This is a genomic window from Kitasatospora misakiensis (assembly GCF_042656005.1).
In the GTDB taxonomy this organism is placed as follows: Bacteria; Actinomycetota; Actinomycetes; order Streptomycetales; family Streptomycetaceae; genus Kitasatospora; species Kitasatospora misakiensis.
In genome coordinates this window covers 106309-124704 of sequence record NZ_JBHSOF010000006.1, presented here as the reverse complement: position 1 = coordinate 124704, position 18396 = coordinate 106309, and the positions used below count along the sequence as shown (strand labels likewise).

Here is an 18396-nt window from a genome sequence, read left to right as displayed (position 1 = left end):
GGCGACACCGCATCGCGAGAGGACCTTCGGGATGACCCGCTCCGCCCACATCGTCATGGCTTCCATTCCGGCCCACGGCCACGTCAACCCGAGCCTCGCCGTGATCGCCGAGCTCGTCGCCCGGGGCCACCGGGTGAGCTACGTCAACGCCCCCTCCTTCGCCGAGCCCGTCGCCTCCACCGGCGCCACGCCCGTCCCGTACCCGACGGCGCTGCCGCTCGACGGCGACCCCGCGGGGTGGCCGGAGGACCCGGTCGCCGTCCAGGACGTCTTCCTCGACGACGCCCTCGCGATGACCCCGGTGCTGGAGAAGCTCTTCGCCGAGGACCGGCCCGAGCTGGTGCTCCACGACATCGGCGCCTTCGCCGCCCGGGCGGTGGCCGAGGGCCACGGCGTGCCGGTGGTCCAGCTGTCGCCCACCATGGTCGGCTGGGAGGGGATCGAGGAGGACCTCGCCCCGGTGTTCGAGGCGCTCCGCACCGGCCCCGGCGGCCCCGAGCACTACCGGCGGTTCGGCGACTGGCTGGCCGCCACCGGCGCCGTCGTCCGGGACGTCGAGCGGGACGTCGAGCGGGACGTCGTTCGGGACGTCGAGCGGTTCAAGAACCGCCCGGACCGGGCGCTCGCGCTGATCCCGCGGGCCCTGCAACCCCACGTGGACCGGGTCGACACCGGCCGGATCACCTTCGTCGGCCAGTGCTTCGGCGACCGCTCGCACCAGGGCGGCTGGCAGCGGCCCGCCGGGACGGACAAGGTGCTGCTGGTCTCGCTCGGCTCGGCCTTCACCGACCGGCCGGCCTTCTACCGGGAGTGCCTGGCGGCCTTCGGGGGCCTGCCCGGCTGGCACGTCGTGCTGCAGATCGGCAAGCACACCGACCAGGCCGCGCTGGGCGAGGTGCCGGCCAACGTCGAGGTGCACCGCTGGGTGCCGCAGTTCGACGTACTGGCGCAGGCCGACGCCTTCGTCACCCACGCCGGCACCGGCGGCGCGAGCGAGGGGCTGTTCCACGGCGTGCCGATGATCGCGGTGCCGCAGGCCGTCGACCAGTTCGCCAACGCGGACTCGCTGGTGGCGCTCGGCGTGGCCCGGCGGCTGGACACCGAGGACGCGACGGCGGGGGCGCTGCGCGCCGCGCTGCTGGAGCTGACCGGCGACCCGGCGGTGGCCGAGCGGCTCGCCGCCGAGCGGGCCGCGGTCCGGGCCGAGGGCGGTACGGCGCGCGCGGCCGGCCTGATCGAGGCGGCGCTGGGGTGACCCGCGGGGCGCCGGCCAAGCGGGTTCAGGCGATCCGGTCGGGGCGGGTGTAGACGTTGGCCCCCTCCCCGCGCAGGAAGCCGACCAGGGTCAGGCCCAACTCCTCGGCGAGGTCCACGGCGAGCGAGGACGGCGCCGAGACGGCGGCCAGCAGCGGCGCGCCGGCCAGCGCCGCCTTCTGGGTCAGTTCGAACGAGGCCCGGCCGCTGACCAGCAGGATCTGGCCGGTCAGCGGCAGCCGGCCCTCGCGCAGCGCCCAGCCGACCACCTTGTCCACCGCGTTGTGCCGGCCGACGTCCTCGCGGGCGCAGAGCAGTTCGCCGGTCCGGCCGTCGAACAGGCCGGCCGCGTGCAGGCCGCCGGTGGAGTCGAAGGTGCGCTGGGCGGCGCGCAGCCGGTCCGGCAGCGCGTAGAGCAGCGCGGGCGGGACGGCCAGCGGGTCCTCGCCGACTGGGTGGTGGACGTGGGTGCGGACGGCCTCCACGGTGTCCCGGCCGCACAGCCCGCAGGCGCTGGTGGTGAGCAGGTTGCGGTGGGCGGAGAGCGGCCGGGGGCGGCCGGTGTCGCGCAGCGTCGCGTCCACCACGTTGTAGGTGTTGGCGCCGTTCTCGTCGGTGCCGGCGCAGTAGCGCAGCGCCGCGAGGTCCTCGCCCGCGCGGACCAGGCCCTCGCCCACCAGGAAGCCGGCCACCAGGTCGAAGTCCTGGCCGGGGGTGCGCATGGTGACGGTGAGCGGTTCGCCGCCGAGCCGGATCTCCAGCGGCTCCTCGGCCGCCAGCGCGTCCGGCCGGGCGCTCCGCCCGTCCCCGCGCAGCCGGAGCACCCGCCGCCGTGCCGTCGCCCGCGTCATCGTCCCGTCCGCCTCTCCGTCCGCCGCGTCCGGCGTTGCGCCGTTCGCCTCCCCACAGCGTGCGGCACCGGGCGGGGTATCCGAAAATCCTGGTGACCGGTCGTGCGGGCCCGGTGGCCGGCCGTCCGGTGCCGGGGTTTCCGCAGGGCCGAGGTGGTTGTCATATCTTCATTCACCTGCTGAGATGATGCATATGGATATGCACAGTGCTGCGGCCCCCCACGCGCCGCTCGTCCAGGTCGGCAAGGCCGACGTCAGCGCCGAGGACGTGCTGGCCGTCGCCCGGGGGAACGCCCGGGTCGAGATCGGCCCCGACGCGCTCGCCGAGATGGCGGCCGCGCGTGCCCGGATCGACGCCCTGGCCGCCGAACCGCGTCCCGTCTACGGCGTCTCGACCGGCTTCGGCGCCCTCGCCGTCCGGCACATCAGCCCCGAGCTGCGCGCCCAGCTGCAGCGGTCGCTGGTGCGCTCGCACGCCGCCGGGATGGGCCCGGCGGTCGAGCGCGAGGTCGTCCGCGCGCTGATGTTCCTGCGCATGAAGACCCTCGCGAGCGGCCGCACCGGCGTCCGCCCGCTGGTCGCCCAGACCATGGCCGCCCTCCTGAACGCCGGCATCACCCCGGTGGTCCGCGAGTTCGGCTCGCTCGGCTGCTCCGGTGACCTCGCCCCGCTCTCGCACTGCGCGCTCGTCCTCATGGGGGAGGGCGTGGCCACCGGCGCCGACGGCGTCGAGAAGCCCGCCGCCGAACTGCTCGCCGCCGCCGGCATCGAGCCCGTCGAGCTGCTGGAGAAGGAGGGCCTCGCCCTCATCAACGGCACCGACGGCATGCTCGGCATGCTGGTCATGGCCATCGCCGACCTGCAGCGCCTGTTCACCACCGCCGACATCACCGCCGCGATGACGCTGGAGGCGCTGCTCGGCACCGAGAAGGTGCTCGCCCCCGAGCTGCACGCCCCGATCCGCCCGCACCCCGGCCAGGCGCTGTCCGCCGCCAACACGCTGGCCGTGCTCCAGGGTTCCGGCCTCACCGGCCACCACCAGGACGACGCCCCGCGCGTCCAGGACGCCTACTCGATCCGCTGCGCCCCGCAGGTGGCCGGCGCCGGCCGCGACACCCTCGCGCACGCCCAGCTGGTCGCCTCCCGCGAGCTGGCCGCCTCGGTCGACAACCCGGTCGTGCTGCCGGACGGCCGGGTCGAGTCCAACGGCAACTTCCACGGCGCTCCGGTCGCCTACGTGCTGGACTTCCTCGCCATCGCCGCCGCCGACCTCGGCTCGATCTCCGAGCGCCGCACCGACCGGCTGCTGGACAAGGCCCGCTCGCACGGCCTGCCGGCCTTCCTGGCCGACGACCCGGGCGTGGACTCCGGCCTGATGATCGCCCAGTACACCCAGGCGGCGCTGGTCAGCGAGAACAAGCGGCTCGCCGTGCCGGCCTCGGTGGACTCGATCCCGTCCTCGGCGATGCAGGAGGACCACGTCTCGATGGGCTGGTCCGCCGCGCGCAAGCTGCGCCAGGCCGTCGAGAACCTCGGCCGGATCCTCGCCGTCGAGCTCACCGCCGCCTCCCGGGCGCTGGAGATCCGTCAGCAGTCCGGCGCGGGCGTCGCCCCGGCGCCGGCCACGGCCGCGGCGATGGCCGCCGCCCGCGCCGCCGGGGTCGGCGGCGCCGGGCGCGACCGCTTCCTCTCGCCGGACCTGGAGTCCGCCGCCGCGCTGGTCGCCTCGGGCGAGCTGGTGCGGGCCGTCGAGCAGGTCACCGGCCCGCTGGCCTGACCGTCGTACCACCCGGAGCGGACGGGGGTCGGTGACCGGTGGCTCAGGACACCGCCGGTCACCGGTCCCAGTCGCTCCTCGGGGCCGACGCGCCGCGCTGCTCCTGGACGCGCTCGGCGAGCGCGGAGGAGACGTTGACGCCGACGATGCCGCCCCAGCAGACCAGCAGGCCCCAGAAGCCGGCGGTGCCGCCGGCGACGCCGGACAGCGGGATGCCGAGCACCAGCGAGACGATCGGCAGCCGGGTGGTCGAACGGCCGAAGCGGCCCGGCCGGTACCCGGGCGGGCCCTGCGGGGCGCCGTACCCGTCGGCCGGGCCGTAACCGTCGGCCGGACCGAGCCGGTCGGCCACCCGGCGCTCCACCCGGGCGTCGAGGCGGGCGTCGAGCCGGGAGAGGAAGGAGTCGACGAGTTCCGACTCGTACTCCTTGCCGAGCTCCTTGCGGGCCTGCAGCGTGGCGTCAAGATCGCGCCGCAGGTCGTCCTGGCGAGTGTCCATGGGCACCAGCCTGCTCCCCCGGACGGCCGGCGGTCCATCGATCGGACGGGGATTCAGGGCGGTCTCAGGGACATCTCAGGGTCACCCCGAGACCTCCCGCACGGCTCCCCGCCCGCCCCCGGGGAGCCCGGTCCGCGGGTCTGCCCGGGTGTCCCGTCGTACGAGACGTCGTTGCCAGGGGCAGTCCGCTGCTGCACAGTCATCCGAACAGCTCGTATCCGGAGGTACCGCCATGACCGCCACCGACGACGCCGGCCCGGTCGGTCCCTCCGCCCGGCTGCTCCAGCTCTTCGAGGGCCACCGGCTCACCCCCACCCAGCGGCGGATCGCCCACTCGCTGGTCCGGCACGCCACCGAGGCGCCGTTCCTCTCCAGCGTCGAGGTCGCCGAACTCGCCGGCGTCAGCCAGCCCTCGGTGACCCGCTTCGCGGTGGCCCTCGGCTACGACGGCTACCCGGCGCTGCGCAAGCAGCTGCGCGAGCTCGGCTCCGGCGAGGCCGCCGCCCCCGAGACCCCGGCCGACGCCGTCCGCAACGAGCACCAGCAGGCCGTGCTCGCCGAGATCGAGCACCTGCGCCACCTCGCCGAACTGCTCGCCGACCCCGAGCCGATCACCCGCGCCGCCCGGCTGCTCGCCGCCTCCCGGCCGCTGCCGGTGCTCGGCCTGCGGGCCGCCTCCGCGCAGGCGCGCGGCTTCGCCTACTTCGCCGCCAAGGTGCACCCGGACATCCGGCTCCTCGACGAGGGCGGCAGCATGCTCGCCGACCGCCTCGAACAGGCCGCCGCAGCGGGCGCGAGCGTGCTGCTCTGCTTCGCGCTGCCGCGCTACCCGCGCGAGCTGATGGAGGCCCTGGCGGTGGCCCGGGAGTGCGGACTGACCGTCATCACCGTGGCCGACAGCGTCTTCGCGCCGGTCGCCAAGCTCTCCGACCTGATGCTGCCGGCCGCCGTCGGCACCGGCCTGGTCTTCGACACCGCCTGCGCGCCGATGGTGCTCGGCCGGGTGCTGCTGCAGACCATGTGCGACGAACTCCCGGGCGCCGAGGCGCGGTTGGAGGCCATCGAGCAGTCGGCCGCGGCCCGCGGGCTGTTCCTGGAGTAGTCCGCGGGCCGTCAGGCTTCGAGGACCCGCCGGATCCGCTGCAGGGTGGCGCGCGTGCCGCCCCGGCGGCCGTACCCGCAGGTTGGCGATCCGCCCAGGGCGGGCATCACTCCAGTCAGGGGGTGCCGCCATGCATGTGATCCACGAGATGAAGTTCGTCGGCCGGCTCGCCTCCGGAGCCGACGAGTGGTCCTGCCCGACCTGCGGACGCCGCGTCACCCTGCGCCGTCTGCCCGATCCCGAACTCACCGTCCTCGACCCGGGCGACGAGAGCGTCGTCCACGTCGGCGTCATCGAACCCGACGCCCGCGCCGCCGCGGCCGCCGAGCAGTACGGCCTCGGCCCCGTCCAGGAGATCCCCCGCCCGCCCCGTACCCCCGCCGTCCCCAGCACCCCGGCCGCCGCCGTCCCCGACGACGCCGACCGCCGCTGGCTCGCCGAGATCGGCATCGACTGGGACGGCGACGCGGCGGCCTGACGCCGGATCAGCGCCGCGGCGCGTACAGCGGCAGCTCGTCGGTGCGCAGCTCGGCGGGCAGCGGTGCGGCGAGCGGGACGGGCTCGCCGTACTTGCCGTGCAGCACGCCTTGGTACGCGCCGCCGCGGGGGCGGGTGTGGAGCGTCCAGGTGCCGTCACGGGGGTCGGCGGTGAGCAGGGTGGCCACGCCGGCGGCGGCGTACCAGTCGGTCTTGGCAGCGATGCCACTGAAGCGCTCGGAGGTGGAGATCACCTCCATGGCGAAGACGACGTCACCCGGGTCGGCCAGCCATTCGTCGTCGTCGCCCCAGTTCTTCGGGAGGATGACCAGGTCGGGGGTGGCGTAGTCGTCCTCGTCGTCCGGCATGCAGATCGACGAGTTCTCGTAGACGCGGAGGTCCCGGGGTAGCTTCGGGATGAGCTGATCCCGAAGGACCTGCACGGTTCCCGCGTGCTTGCCGCGAGGGGTGGGAGACATCATCAGGGTTCCTCCGATGATCTGTACTCGGAGGCCGGTGCTTCGCTCGATCTCCTCGGCGACGTCCCGGAGTCTCCCGGGGCGCACGGTGATGGCCGTCATCGCGTCCTCCATTCGTCGGCGCCTGGGCCGAGTGGCTGGTGTTCGCCGGGTTCAGCGTAGCGCGGGAGAGCTGTGCCGTACCGGCGCTGATCGGATGTGCTCAGGTCTGGTCGAAGGCTGAATGTTTGGATATATTCAGCGCAGTCGAGCCTGAATGAACTCATCCGCAAGGAGGTCGGGACATGGTGCAGCAGACGAGTGGGCCGCGAGAGGTACGGGCGGCGCGGGGGACCGGGCTGACGACGCAGGGGTGGCAGCAGGAGGCCGCCCTGCGCATGCTCATGAACAACCTCGACCCCGAGGTGGCCGAGCACCCGTCGAAGCTGGTCGTCTACGGCGGCACCGGCAAGGCGGCGCGCGACTGGCGTTCCTTCGACGCCATGGTGAAGACGCTCCAGGGCCTGAAGCAGGACGAGACCATGCTGGTCCAGTCCGGCCGCCCGGTCGGCGTGATGCAGACCCACGAGTGGGCGCCGCGCGTGCTGATCGCCAACTCCAACCTGGTCGGCGACTGGGCCAACTGGGAGGAGTTCCGCCGCCTGGAGAGCCTCGGGCTCACCATGTACGGGCAGATGACCGCCGGCTCCTGGATCTACATCGGCACCCAGGGCATCCTCCAGGGCACCTACGAGACCTTCGCCGCCGTCGCCAACAAGCGGTTCGAGGGCACGCTGGAGGGGACGATCACCCTCACCGCCGGCCTCGGCGGCATGGGCGGCGCCCAGCCGCTGGCCGTCACCATGAACGGCGGCGTGGCGATCTGTATCGACTGCGACCCGTCCCGGATCGCCCGCCGGATCGAGCACCGCTACCTGGACGTCGAGGCCAAGAACCTCTCCCACGCGCTGGAGCTCGCCACCGCCGCCCGCGACAAGCGGCAGCCGCTCTCCATCGGCCTGCTGGGCAACGCGGCCGAGCTGTTCCCGCAGCTGCTGGCGATGGACGCGCCGATCGACATCGTCACCGACCAGACCAGCGCCCACGACCCGCTGAGCTACCTGCCGGTCGGCGTCTCCTTCGACGACATGGCCACCTACGCGGCCGAGAAGCCGGCCGAGTTCACCCAGCGCTCGCGCGAGTCGATGGCCAGGCACGTCGAGGCGATGGTCGGCTTCCAGGACCGCGGCGCCGAGGTGTTCGACTACGGCAACTCGATCCGCGGCGAGGCCCAGCTGGCCGGCTACGACCGGGCCTTCGCCTTCCCCGGCTTCGTCCCGGCCTACATCCGCCCGCTGTTCTGCGAGGGCAAGGGCCCGTTCCGCTGGGCCGCGCTCTCCGGCGACCCGCAGGACATCCACAAGACCGACAAGGCCGTGCTCGACCTCTTCCCGGAGAACGAGTCGCTGCACCGCTGGATCAAGATGGCCCAGGAGAAGGTGCACTTCCAGGGCCTGCCCGCGCGGATCTGCTGGCTCGGCTACGGCGAGCGCGACAAGGCCGGCGAGCGCTTCAACGACATGGTCGCCTCCGGTGAGCTGTCCGCCCCGATCGTGATCGGCCGCGACCACCTGGACTGCGGCTCGGTCGCCTCCCCCTACCGGGAGACCGAGGCGATGCTGGACGGCTCCGACGCGATCGCCGACTGGCCGCTGCTGAACGCCATGGTCAACGTCGCCTCCGGCGCGTCCTGGGTCTCCATCCACCACGGCGGCGGCGTCGGCATCGGCCGCTCGATCCACGCCGGCCAGGTCACCGTCGCCGACGGCACCGCGCTGGCCGGCGAGAAGATCCGCCGGGTGCTCACCAACGACCCGGGCATGGGCGTCATCCGGCACGTGGACGCCGGCTACGACCGGGCCGACGAGGTCGCCGCCGAGCGCGGGGTCCGCATCCCGATGGGCGAGCTGTGACCGACCCGACCGCCGTCCGGACCGCCGACACCGGCGCCGGGAGCTTCGAACGGATGTGGGCGGAGCTGCTCCCCGTGGGCCGCTCCGCCGCGTCCGGCGGCTACCGCCGGTTCGCCTGGAACACCGCCGACGCCGAGTGCCGCGCCTGGTTCGAGCAGCAGGCCCGCGACCGCGGCCTGCACTACGAGCTGGACCGCAACGGCAACCAGTGGGCCTGGCTCGGCGACCCGGCCGGCGAGGGCGCGGTCGTCACCGGCTCGCACCTGGACTCCGTCCCGGACGGCGGCGCCTTCGACGGCCCGCTCGGCGTGGTCTCCTCCTTCGCCGCGCTCGACGAACTGCGCGCCCGGGGGACGGGGCTCACCCGGCCGCTGGCGATCGTCAACTTCGGTGACGAGGAGGGCGCCCGGTTCGGCGTGGCCTGCATCGGCTCCCGGCTCACCGCCGGGGTGCTCGCGAGGGAGCAGGCGTACGAGCTGCGCGACGCCGACGGCGTCCGGCTGCCCGACGCGATGGAGCGGGCCGGCTACGACCCGACCGCGATCGGCGCGGACTCCGACCGGCTCGCCCGGATCGGCGCCTTCGTCGAACTGCACGTCGAGCAGGGCCGCTACCTCACCGAGGACCAGCCGGTCGGCGTGGCGAGCGCGATCTGGCCGCACGGCCGCTGGCGGTTCGACTTCCACGGCGAGGCCAACCACGCCGGCACCACCCGGATCGACGACCGCCGCGACCCGATGCTCACCTACGCCAACACCGTGCTCGCCGCCCGGAAGAAGGCGCGGCTCGCCGGCGCGCTGGCCACCTTCGGCAAGGTCGCGGTCGAGCCGAACGGCACCAACGCGATCGCCTCGCTGGTCCGCGGCTGGCTGGACTCCCGGGCGGCCGACGAGGCCACCCTCACCGGGCTGGTCGAGGAGATCGAGCGGGCCGCCGCCGAGCGCGGCGAGCGCGACGGCGTCCGGGTCGCGCTGACCCGCGAGTCGTACACCCCGGTGGTGGACTTCGACGGCCCGCTGCGCGACCGCCTGGCCGCGCGGCTGGGAGGCGCCCCCGTGCTGCCCACCGGCGCGGGACACGACGCCGGAATCCTGGCATCGGCGATCCCGACCGCCATGCTGTTCGTACGTAACCCGAGCGGCGTCTCGCACTCCCCGGCGGAGCACGCCGAGCCGGCCGACTGCCTGGCCGGCGTCGCCGCCCTCGCCGACGTACTGGAGGACCTGGCGTGTCAGTAGTCCGTGCCGGAGGCGCGCAAACGACAGGCCGTATGGCGACTTACTGGGCGCAGTACGCCTGGCTGCCGCACGCCAACGGGCCGGTGGTCGAGCAGGACGTCCTGATCAACACCGGCGCCGGCGGCAAGATCGCCCGGGTGCAGCCGGACAGCGGGCCCTGCCCGTCGGACGCCGTCCGGCTCGACGGCCTGCTGCTGCCCGGGCAGGCGAACGCCCACTCGCACGCCTTCCACCGGGCGCTGCGCGGCCACGTCCAGGTCGGCTCCGGCACCTTCTGGACCTGGCGCGACACCATGTACCGGTTCGCCGGCGCGCTCGACCCGGACCGCTACCTGGCGCTGGCCACCGCCGCCTACGCGGAGATGGCGCTCGCCGGGATCACCGCCGTCGGCGAGTTCCACTACCTGCACCACGCGCCCGGCGGCGTCCGGTACGACGATCCCAACGCGATGGGCGAGGCGCTGATCGAGGCCGCCGCCCGGGCCGGCATCCGGATCACCCTGCTCGACACCTGCTACCTCTCCTCCGGCTTCGGCGCCGAGCCGACCAAGCCGCAGCGCAGGTTCAGCGACGGCGACGCCGACGCCTGGGCCGAGCGGGCCGACGCCCTGCGGCCCCGCGAGCACGCCAGGATCGGCGCCGCGATCCACTCGGTGCGGGCCGTGCCCGCCGAGCAGCTCGGCACCGTCGCCCACTGGGCGGCGATGCGCAAGGCGCCGCTGCACGTCCACCTGTCCGAGCAGACCGCCGAGAACGACGCCTGCCTCACCGCGCACGGCGTCACCCCGACCCGGCTGCTCGCCGACCACGGCGCGCTCGGCCCGCGCACCTCGGTCGTGCACGCCACCCACCTCACCGAGGAGGACGTCAAGCTGCTCACCGGCTCCTCCACCACCGTCTGCATGTGCCCCACCACCGAGCGGGACCTCGCGGACGGCATCGGACCGGCCCGGCAGCTGGCCTCCGGCGGGTGTCCGATCACTCTCGGCAGCGACAGCCACGCCGTCGTCGACCCGTTCGAGGAGGCCCGGGCGCTGGAGCTGGACGAGCGGCTGCGCACCCGCACCCGCGGCCACTGGACGGCGAACTCGCTGCTCCGGGCGGGCTCGGAGGACGGGCACGCCTCGCTCGGCTGGCCCGAGGCCGGGCGGATCGAGGCCGGCGCGCTGGCCGACTTCACGGTGATCGCCCTGGACTCGGTGCGCACCGCGGGGCCGGCGCCCCGGCTCGGCGCGGAGATCGCGGTGTTCGCGGCCTCGGCGGCGGACGTGCGGCACGTGGTGGTCGGCGGGCGGCACGTGGTCAAGGACGGCGCGCACACGCTGGTGCCGGACGTCCCGGGGGCGCTGCGCTCGTCGATCGCCGCGCTCAGCTGCTGAGCCTCCCGCTGTCGAGTTTTCCGTAGTCCCGTGGTGACCGGGGGCGGGCGTCACTGGTGCGCCCGCCCCCGGGCCCGTTCCCCCGAAAGGTTCTGACGTGAGCACCCCGAGCAGCAGCCCGAACATCCCGAGCACGCTGATCACCGGGATCGGCACCCTCGTCACCAACGACCCCGCGTACGGGACCGGGCCGCTCGGCCTGCTCACCGACGCGGCGGTGGTGATCGACGGCGACACCGTCGCCTGGGTCGGCCCGGCCGCCGAGGCGCCCGCCGCCGACGAGCGGTTCGACGCGGCGGGCCGCGCCCTGCTGCCCGGCTGGGTCGACTCGCACGCCCACCTGGTCTTCGCCGGCGACCGCACCGCCGAGTTCAACGCCCGGATGTCCGGACGCTCCTACACGGCCGGCGGCATCCGCACCACGGTGGCCGCCACCCGGGCCGCCGCCGACGCCGAGCTCGACGCCAACCTCGCCCGGCTGGTGCGGGAGGCGCTGCGCCAGGGCACCACGCTGATCGAGTGCAAGTCCGGGTACGGGCTCACCGTCGAGGACGAGTCCCGGGCGCTGCGGATCGCCTCCTCGTACACGCCGGAGACCACCTATCTGGGCGCGCACGTGGTGGCTCCCGAGTTCGCCGAGGACCCGGCGGGCTACGTCGACCTGGTGACCGGTCCGATGCTGGACGCCTGCGCCCCGTACGCCCGCTGGGTGGACGTCTTCTGTGAGAAGGGCGCCTTCGACGGCGACCAGGCCCGGGCGATCCTGACCGCCGGCATCGAGCGCGGGCTGGCCCCCCGGGTGCACGCCAACCAGCTGACCTACGGCCCCGGTGTGCAGCTGGCCGTCGAGCTGGGCGCGGCCTCGGCCGACCACTGCACCCACCTCACCGACGAGGACGTGGCCGCGCTGGCCGGCTCGTCGACGGTGGCGACGCTGCTGCCGGGCGCCGAGTTCTCCACCCGGGCGGTCTACCCGGACGCGCGCCGGCTGCTGGACGCGGGGGCGGTGGTGGCGCTCTCCACCGACTGCAACCCGGGCTCCAGCTTCACGAGTTCGATGGCGTTCTGCCTCGCGGTGGCGGTGCGGGAGATGGGTATGACGCCCGACGAGGCGGTCTGGTCCGCGACGGCGGGCGGCGCGCGGGCGCTGCGGCGTACGGACGTCGGCACGGTGCGGGTGGGGGCGCGGGCCGACCTCCAGCTGCTGGACGCGCCCTCGCACGTGCACCTGGCCTACCGGCCGGGGGTGCCGCTGACGGCGGCGGTCTGGCGGGCGGGCGTCCGCGAGGTCTGACGGAGGGCTCGGGGCGGTCGGCAGGGGCCGGTGGTGCGGCGGGGGCCGGTGGCGGCCCCCGCCGCGGTGCTCAGCCGAGCCCCAGCGACCGGCGCAGGAAGGCGAGCTGGTGGTGGAGCAGGTGCTCCGCCACCGTCTCGTCGCTCGGCGAGTGGCCCGCGCCCGGCAGCGGCAGGAACTCGTGCGGGCGCCCGGCGGCGAGCAGGGCGGCGGAGAGCCGCAGGCTGTGGGCGGGCAGCACGTTGTCGTCGGCGAGGCCGTGGATCAGCAGCAGCGGGCGGCGCAGCCCGGGGGCGTCGGGGAACAGCGAGGCGGCCTCGTACCGCTCGGGGTGCTCGTCGGGGTGGCCGAGGAACCGTTCCTTCCAGTGGGTGTCGTAGAGCCGGTGGTCGGTGGGCGCGGCCCCGGCGACGGCGGCGTGGAAGACGTCGGGGCGGCGCAGGACGGCGAGCGCGGCGAGGAAGCCGCCGAAGGACCAGCCGCGGATGCCGACCCGGTCGAGGTCGAGCAGGCCGGGGCGGAGCGCGGCGGTGGCGTGCAGGGCGTCGACCTGGTCGGCGAGGACGGGGTCGGCGATGTCCGCGTGGACGCTCTTCTCCCAGCGCGGGCCGCGCCCGGGGGTGCCCCGGCCGTCCGTGACGAGGACGGCGAAGCCCTGGTCGGCGAACCACTGCGAGGTCAGGTCGGTCCAGTGCGGGGCGGCGGAGACCTTGGCCATGGCCGGTCCGCCGTAGGGGTCGAGCAGGACGGGCAGCGGGCCGTCCCCGGGGCGGTGGCCGGTGGGCAGGAAGAGCGCGGCGCGGAGCTCGCGGGGTCCGAGCCGGAGCAGTTCGGGGCGGGCGGTGAGGACGGGCGGCTGCGCGTGGGAGGCGACGGTCAGGGCGGGCCGTCCGGCGCGATGGACGGTGGTGCGGCCGATGGGCGCGCCGGGCGTGTGCGCGGTGTGGACGAGCGTGCCGGCGCGTCGCACGCCGGTGTGCGTGCCGGGCTCGTGGCTGAGTCGGACGGCGCCCGAGGCCCGGTCCCACGACCAGAGGTGGGTCTCGGTCGGCTCGTCGGAGGCGGTGAAGAGCACCTGCTCGCCGTCGGTCCCGAGGACGGCGCGCAGTTGGAGGCCGGGCGGGGTGACGGGGGCGCCGTCCACGGTGAGGTGCCGGGTGTCGCCGTGGTCGGCGGCGTCGACGAGGGCGCCGGAGGCGGTCCGGGCGGGCAGGCCGGGGAGCAGTTCGACCCAGTGCGCGTCGTGCCGCTCGGCGAGGGTGCGGGTGGAGCCGTCGGCGGGGTCGATCGCCAGGGTGAGCACGGTGCGCTGGTCGCGGCTCTGCACGGCGGCGTACGGGCCGTGGGTGTCCCAGCCGGCGGCCGTCAGGTACTCGAAGCCGGCCCGGTCCCAGCGGACCTCGGCGCGGTCGCCGTCGAGGCCGAGCAGGTGGAGGGTGACCTCGGCGTTGTCGGTGCCGGCCAGCGGGTAGCGGATGACGCGCGGCGGCCGGCCCGGGTCGGCCGGGTCGGCGAGGTGGAGGCGGCGCAGCGGGCGCTGGTCGACCCGGGCGACCAGCAGCCGGGTGCCGTCGGGGGACCACCAGTGGCCGCGGCCGCGGTGCATGGACTCGGCGGCGACGTGCTCGGGCAGGCCGTAGCGGATCTCCTCGTGCTCGGGTTCGGCGAGCGCGCGGTCCCCGTGGCCGTCGGCGCCGACGACCCGCAGGGCGCCGCCGCCGACGTAGGCGATCCACCGGCCGGTGGGGTCGGGGCGGGGGTCGTGGACCTCGGTGGCGGTGGGCACGCGGCGGACCTCGCCGGTGCCGGTGTCGGCGAGCAGCAGGACGCCGTGCAGGGCGAAGGCGGCGGTCCGGCCGGCGGCGTCGGTGGCGTACGCGGTGATGCCGCCGCCGAGGACGCGGGCGCGTTCGCGGCGGATCCGTTCGGCTTCGGGGAGTTCGCCCTCGGTGGCGCCGAGCGCGACCGGGTCGGCGATCAGGCGTTCCCGGCCGGTGTCGGTGTCGAGGGCCCAGAGCCGGCCGATCGGGTCGTCGCCGGCCCGGCTGCGCAGGAGGAGGACGGTGCGGCCGTCGGCGGTGACGGTCGGGGCGGCGGGCGCGCCGAGGGTGAGGCGCCGGGTGCGGGCGAGCTGGCGGGGGAGGGAGTCGGTCGGCGTGTCGGTCGGCATACCGGGACCATAGGCAGATCCGCCCGGGCGCCGTCGAGGGGTGATCAAGAACGGACCCTAGGGAAACGACCGGGGCCGGGTGGGGCAGGCGTCAGTGGACGTCGCCCATCAGCCGCACGACCTTCCGGCGGTACATGAACAGGGCCGCGCCGGCGAGGATCGCCATGCCGCCCTGGACCGCGAAGTACCAGGTGGAGCCGACCACGTCGTCACCGAGGACGAGCTGGAAGATGGCCGCGACGCAGTCACCCGCGGTGACCGCGAGGAACCAGACGCCCATCATCTGGCTGGCGTACTTGGCCGGCGCCAGCTTGGTGGTGACGGACAGGCCCACCGGGGAGAGGGTCAGCTCGCCGACGGTCTGGATGAGGTAGACCATGGCCAGCCAGAGCGGCGTGACCTTGGCACCGCCGGAGGCCGCGGCCATGGCCAGCATCATGACGATGAACGAGGCGCCGATCATCAGCAGGCCGAAGGCGAACTTCGCCGTGGTGCTCGGGTTCTTGGCGCGGTTGGAGAGCGCCACCCAGATCCAGGCGAACACCGGGGCCAGGGCCATGATGTACAGCGGGTTGAGCGACTGGAACCAGCTGGACGGGAAGTCGAAGCCGAACAGCGTGGACGCGGTGTTGTCCTCCGCGAAGATGTTCAGCGTCGAGCCGGACTGGTCGTAGATCATCCAGAACACGGCGGCGGCCACGAAGAACCAGATGTAGCCGCTCATCCGGGACTGCTCGGTCTCGTCGAGGTCCTTGTCGCGCTTCACCTTGGCGAAGACGAACACCGGGATGGCGAGGCCCGCGATGGACAGCGGCCAGATCGCCCAGTTGATGGTGAAGTGGCCGGTCAGCGCGACGACCGCGTAGAAGACCACGGCGGCGGCGAGCCAGAGGGCGGCCTTCTTGAGGATCGCGCTCTTCTCGGCGGCCGAGATCGGCGAGGTCACCACGTCGCTCTTGGCGCTCAGGTGGCGGGTGCCGAGCAGGAACTGGGTGAGGCCCAGGGCCATGCCGACGCCGGCCAGGGCGAAGCCCAGGTGCCAGTCGACCTCCTGGCCGACGGTGCCGATGACCAGCGGGGCGGCGAAGGCACCGAGGTTGATGCCCATGTAGAAGATGGTGAAGCCGCCGTCCCGGCGCGGGTCGTTGGGCCCGTCGTAGAGGTGGCCGACCATCGTCGAGATGTTGGCCTTCAGCAGGCCGGAGCCGATCGCGATGAACGCGAGGCCGGCGAAGAACGACACACCGACCGGCAGCGCCAGCAGGAAGTGGCCGATCATGATGATCGTGCCGCCGAGGGCGACGGTCTTCCGGGCACCGAGGAAGCGGTCGGCGATCCAGCCGCCCGGGAGGGCCAGCAGGTAGACCATCGCCGTGTAAACGCTGTAGACGGCGCTCGCGACGGCCATCTTCATGCCGAGGCCGCCCTCGGTCACCGAGGCGGTCATGTAGAGCACCAGCAGGGCACGCATGCCGTAGTAGCTGAAGCGCTCCCACATCTCGCTCATGAAGAGGGTGGCGAGGCCCCGGGGATGCCCGAGGAAGGTCTTGCCGCTGGGAGAGGCCGACTGAACGCCGGACTCCAGGGTCGTAGACGCCATGTGTAGTGGTTCCTTGCCTGACAGCGTCCGCCAAGGGCGGGTGGAGGCGGACGTGGACCAAACCACTCTACGTGGCGATATTTGGCGGCATCAGCTGACAAAAGGCGTACATCAGGTATGGGGATGGCAAAGTACGAGAGAGATCAGGTCGCTCTATCCATGGTAAAGCTGTGGTTATTCCTTCACTTTCAAGCTTTGGAAGCAGGATCTTCGCCGAACACGCAGCCCCGGCGTGTCGGTTGAGGCCTGGTCGCCCTCTGTATAACGATCACGCACTGTGAACTACCTCACGGCGACAACGGTCGTACCCCGGCCGACTACCATCACCCCATGACCTGTGTGCTGCTCGCCGAGGACGACCCGGCGATCTCCGAACCGCTCGCCCGCGCACTGCGCCGCGAGGGATACGAGGTGCTCGTCCGCGAGGACGGCCCGTCCGCGCTGGCGGCCGGCCTCGGCGAGGAGGTCGACCTCGTCGTCCTCGACCTCGGCCTGCCCGAGATGGACGGGCTGGAGGTCTGCCGCCGACTGCGCGCGGACGGCCGCAGCTGCCCCGTCCTGGTGCTCACCGCCCGCGCCGACGAGGTCGACACGGTGGTCGGCCTGGACGCCGGCGCCGACGACTACGTGACCAAGCCCTTCCGCCTCGCCGAACTGCTCGCCCGGGTCCGGGCCCTGCTCCGGCGCGGCAACGTCGACCAGCTGACCACCGGCGCGCACGGCGTCAAGATCGACATCGAGTCGCACCGCGCCTGGCTCGGCGAGGAGGAGCTCACCCTCTCCGCCAAGGAGTTCGAGCTGCTGCGGGTCCTCGTCCGGGACGCCGGCCGGGTGGTCACCCGCGAGGAGATCATGCGGCAGGTCTGGGACACCACCTGGTGGACCTCCACCAAGACCCTGGACATGCACATCTCCTGGCTGCGCAAGAAGCTCGGCGACGACGCCGCCAACCCCCGCTACATCGCCACCGTGCGCGGGGTGGGCTTCCGCTTCGAGAAGAATTAGCCCGAACGGGCGCCCCGATCGGGGGAATCCATCACCACGGGGAGCGGCAGCGTGAAACGCCGGATGATCAACTCGCTGCTGGGCGTCGTCCTGGTGGTGGTCGTGGTGTTCTGCGTCCCGCTCGCGGTGGTGGAGAAGCGCACCATCGTCAGCTCCGCCCAGGACCGGGTGGACGCCGCCGCCGTCCGGGTGCTCGCCCTGGTGGAGAACCGGCTCGCCGCCAACGAGCCGGTCACCGGCGACAAGTTCGCCAACCAGGTCTCCGAGGGCCAGTACGTCCAGGTGGACATCCCCGGCCGGTCGCTCGTCTCCAGCGGGAACCGGCCCGACGGCGGCCACCTGCTCAAGGCGGTCGAGCGCGGCGCCAGCGGCGAGACCGTCACCGTCGAGCAGTCCCGCGAGGCGGTCGACCACGAGATCGCCAACATGCTGCTGCTGCTCGGCGTGGTCGCGCTGCTCGCCGTCCAGGCCGCCGTCGCCCTCGCGGTCTGGCAGGCCAAGCGGCTCGCCCAGCCGCTCACCGACCTCGCCGAGACCGCCGAACGCCTCGGCTCCGGCGACCCCCGCCCGCGCGACCGCCGCTACGGCGTGCCCGAACTCGACCGGGTCGCCGAGGTGCTCGACGTCAGCGCCGAGCGGATCGCCCGGATGCTCACCGCCGAGCGCCGGCTCGCCGCCGACGCCTCGCACCAGCTGCGCACCCCGCTCACCGCGCTCTCCATGCGGCTGGAGGAGATCGTCGCCCTCGCCGAGGAGCCGGAGACCGTCAAGGAGGAGGCGACCATCGCCCTCCAGCAGGTCGAACGGCTCACCGACGTCGTCCAGCGGCTGCTCACCACCCAGCGCGACCCGCGCAGCCCCACCGCCGTCGCCTTCGACGTCGACGACGTGGTCAAGCAGCAGGTCGAGGAGTGGGCGCCGTCGCTGCGCGGCACCGGGCGGGTGCTCCAGGTCGAGGGACTGCGCGGGGTCACCGCCGTCGGCACCCCCGGCACGGTCGCCCAGGTGCTGGCCACCCTGATCGAGAACTCGCTGATGCACGGCGCCGGGACGGTCACCCTGCGGGTGCGGCCGTCCGGGACGTCGGTGGTCGTCGAGGTGCAGGACGAGGGCCCCGGGGTGCCGGCCGAGCTGGGCAACCGGGTGTTCGAGCGGGCGGTCAGCGGCCGCAACTCGACCGGCATCGGGCTGGCCGTCGCCCGCGACCTCGCGGAGGCCGACGGCGGGCGGCTGGAGCTGCTCTCGCTGCGACCGGCCGTGTTCGCGCTCTTCCTGGGCCGCAGCCAGCGCGAGGTCTAAAGGTTTTTTACGCGCGCGCG

At 73.9% G+C, this 18396-nt stretch carries 15 protein-coding genes; 10 read left to right on the top strand and 5 right to left on the bottom strand.

Going from position 1 to position 18396, the window contains the following annotated elements:
- Positions 1-31 precede the first annotated feature (31 nt).
- Positions 32-1255 (top strand): macrolide family glycosyltransferase, encoded by a 1224-nt coding sequence (locus ACFP3U_RS07510; protein WP_380224448.1) that lies wholly within the window; start codon positions 32-34, stop codon positions 1253-1255.
- A 25-nt stretch (positions 1256-1280) separates the two neighbouring features.
- On the opposite strand, the gene fdhD is transcribed toward ACFP3U_RS07510, so the two are convergent.
- A complete protein-coding gene (gene fdhD / locus ACFP3U_RS07505; RefSeq protein ID WP_380224447.1) occupies positions 1281-2105 on the bottom strand; it encodes a formate dehydrogenase accessory sulfurtransferase FdhD in 825 nt (274 codons plus the stop codon).
- A gap of 199 nt (positions 2106-2304) precedes the next feature.
- Here fdhD and hutH point away from each other — a divergent pair, with 199 nt between their 5' ends.
- The gene (gene hutH, locus ACFP3U_RS07500; RefSeq protein ID WP_380224446.1) at positions 2305-3882 is read left to right on the top strand and encodes a histidine ammonia-lyase; all 1578 of its coding nucleotides are present in this window, start codon (positions 2305-2307) and stop codon (positions 3880-3882) included.
- Positions 3883-3940: 58 nt separating this feature from the next.
- Here hutH and ACFP3U_RS07495 read toward each other — a convergent pair whose 3' ends face one another.
- Complete coding sequence (locus tag ACFP3U_RS07495) at positions 3941-4381, bottom strand: hypothetical protein (protein WP_380224445.1); 441 nt, start codon at positions 4379-4381, stop codon at positions 3941-3943.
- A 232-nt stretch (positions 4382-4613) separates the two neighbouring features.
- Here ACFP3U_RS07495 and ACFP3U_RS07490 point away from each other — a divergent pair, with 232 nt between their 5' ends.
- Both ACFP3U_RS07490 and ACFP3U_RS07485 read left to right on the top strand, forming a co-directional pair.
- Positions 4614-5483 (top strand): MurR/RpiR family transcriptional regulator, encoded by an 870-nt coding sequence (locus tag ACFP3U_RS07490; protein ID WP_380224444.1) that lies wholly within the window; start codon positions 4614-4616, stop codon positions 5481-5483.
- Between the two features lie 130 nt (positions 5484-5613).
- On the top strand, positions 5614-5961 hold the full coding sequence (locus tag ACFP3U_RS07485) for a hypothetical protein (protein WP_380224443.1): 348 nt from the start codon (positions 5614-5616) through the stop codon (positions 5959-5961).
- A gap of 7 nt (positions 5962-5968) precedes the next feature.
- On the opposite strand, the gene ACFP3U_RS07480 is transcribed toward ACFP3U_RS07485, so the two are convergent.
- Positions 5969-6541, bottom strand: a complete 573-nt coding sequence (locus tag ACFP3U_RS07480; RefSeq protein WP_380224442.1) for a Uma2 family endonuclease — start codon at positions 6539-6541, stop codon at positions 5969-5971.
- Positions 6542-6723: 182 nt separating this feature from the next.
- Here ACFP3U_RS07480 and hutU point away from each other — a divergent pair, with 182 nt between their 5' ends.
- The 4 genes from hutU (at position 6724) to hutI (ending at position 12302) form a co-directional block, all read left to right on the top strand.
- Complete coding sequence (gene hutU, locus ACFP3U_RS07475) at positions 6724-8391, top strand: urocanate hydratase (protein WP_380224441.1); 1668 nt, start codon at positions 6724-6726, stop codon at positions 8389-8391.
- A 53-nt stretch (positions 8392-8444) separates the two neighbouring features.
- On the top strand, positions 8445-9629 hold the full coding sequence (locus ACFP3U_RS07470; protein ID WP_380224548.1) for an allantoate amidohydrolase: 1185 nt from the start codon (positions 8445-8447) through the stop codon (positions 9627-9629).
- A gap of 32 nt (positions 9630-9661) precedes the next feature.
- On the top strand, positions 9662-11008 hold the full coding sequence (locus tag ACFP3U_RS07465) for a formimidoylglutamate deiminase (protein WP_380224440.1): 1347 nt from the start codon (positions 9662-9664) through the stop codon (positions 11006-11008).
- Between the two features lie 124 nt (positions 11009-11132).
- Positions 11133-12302, top strand: a complete 1170-nt coding sequence (hutI, locus tag ACFP3U_RS07460) for an imidazolonepropionase (protein ID WP_380224547.1) — start codon at positions 11133-11135, stop codon at positions 12300-12302.
- 70 nt (positions 12303-12372) lie between these two features.
- Here the strand turns inward: hutI and ACFP3U_RS07455 are convergent, their stop codons facing one another.
- Both ACFP3U_RS07455 and ACFP3U_RS07450 read right to left on the bottom strand, forming a co-directional pair.
- The gene (locus tag ACFP3U_RS07455; RefSeq protein ID WP_380224439.1) at positions 12373-14472 is read right to left on the bottom strand and encodes a S9 family peptidase; all 2100 of its coding nucleotides are present in this window, start codon (positions 14470-14472) and stop codon (positions 12373-12375) included.
- Positions 14473-14563: 91 nt separating this feature from the next.
- Positions 14564-16072 (bottom strand): peptide MFS transporter, encoded by a 1509-nt coding sequence (locus ACFP3U_RS07450; RefSeq protein WP_380224438.1) that lies wholly within the window; start codon positions 16070-16072, stop codon positions 14564-14566.
- A 330-nt stretch (positions 16073-16402) separates the two neighbouring features.
- Here ACFP3U_RS07450 and ACFP3U_RS07445 point away from each other — a divergent pair, with 330 nt between their 5' ends.
- Together ACFP3U_RS07445 and ACFP3U_RS07440 are read left to right on the top strand one after the other, a co-directional pair.
- Positions 16403-17077, top strand: coding sequence for a response regulator transcription factor (locus tag ACFP3U_RS07445; protein ID WP_030300686.1), 675 nt, complete (start codon positions 16403-16405; stop codon positions 17075-17077).
- Between the two features lie 51 nt (positions 17078-17128).
- The gene (locus ACFP3U_RS07440; RefSeq protein ID WP_380224437.1) at positions 17129-18376 is read left to right on the top strand and encodes an ATP-binding protein; all 1248 of its coding nucleotides are present in this window, start codon (positions 17129-17131) and stop codon (positions 18374-18376) included.
- Positions 18377-18396: the final 20 nt, after the last annotated feature.

Excerpts from the sequence above, each read along its gene's own strand:
- ACFP3U_RS07510 (WP_380224448.1), top strand. The coding sequence starts at position 32 with ATGACCCGCTCCGCCCACATCGTCATGGCTTCCATTCCGGCCCACGGC.
- fdhD (WP_380224447.1), bottom strand. The coding sequence starts at position 2,105 with ATGACGCGGGCGACGGCACGGCGGCGGGTGCTCCGGCTGCGCGGGGAC.
- hutH (WP_380224446.1), top strand. The coding sequence starts at position 2,305 with ATGCACAGTGCTGCGGCCCCCCACGCGCCGCTCGTCCAGGTCGGCAAG.
- ACFP3U_RS07495 (WP_380224445.1), bottom strand. The coding sequence starts at position 4,381 with ATGGACACTCGCCAGGACGACCTGCGGCGCGATCTTGACGCCACGCTG.
- ACFP3U_RS07490 (WP_380224444.1), top strand. The coding sequence starts at position 4,614 with ATGACCGCCACCGACGACGCCGGCCCGGTCGGTCCCTCCGCCCGGCTG.
- ACFP3U_RS07485 (WP_380224443.1), top strand. The coding sequence starts at position 5,614 with ATGCATGTGATCCACGAGATGAAGTTCGTCGGCCGGCTCGCCTCCGGA.
- ACFP3U_RS07480 (WP_380224442.1), bottom strand. The coding sequence starts at position 6,541 with ATGACGGCCATCACCGTGCGCCCCGGGAGACTCCGGGACGTCGCCGAG.
- hutU (WP_380224441.1), top strand. The coding sequence starts at position 6,724 with ATGGTGCAGCAGACGAGTGGGCCGCGAGAGGTACGGGCGGCGCGGGGG.
- ACFP3U_RS07470 (WP_380224548.1), top strand. The coding sequence starts at position 8,445 with ATGTGGGCGGAGCTGCTCCCCGTGGGCCGCTCCGCCGCGTCCGGCGGC.
- ACFP3U_RS07465 (WP_380224440.1), top strand. The coding sequence starts at position 9,662 with ATGGCGACTTACTGGGCGCAGTACGCCTGGCTGCCGCACGCCAACGGG.
- ACFP3U_RS07455 (WP_380224439.1), bottom strand. The coding sequence starts at position 14,472 with ATGCCGACCGACACGCCGACCGACTCCCTCCCCCGCCAGCTCGCCCGC.
- ACFP3U_RS07450 (WP_380224438.1), bottom strand. The coding sequence starts at position 16,072 with ATGGCGTCTACGACCCTGGAGTCCGGCGTTCAGTCGGCCTCTCCCAGC.
- ACFP3U_RS07445 (WP_030300686.1), top strand. The coding sequence starts at position 16,403 with ATGACCTGTGTGCTGCTCGCCGAGGACGACCCGGCGATCTCCGAACCG.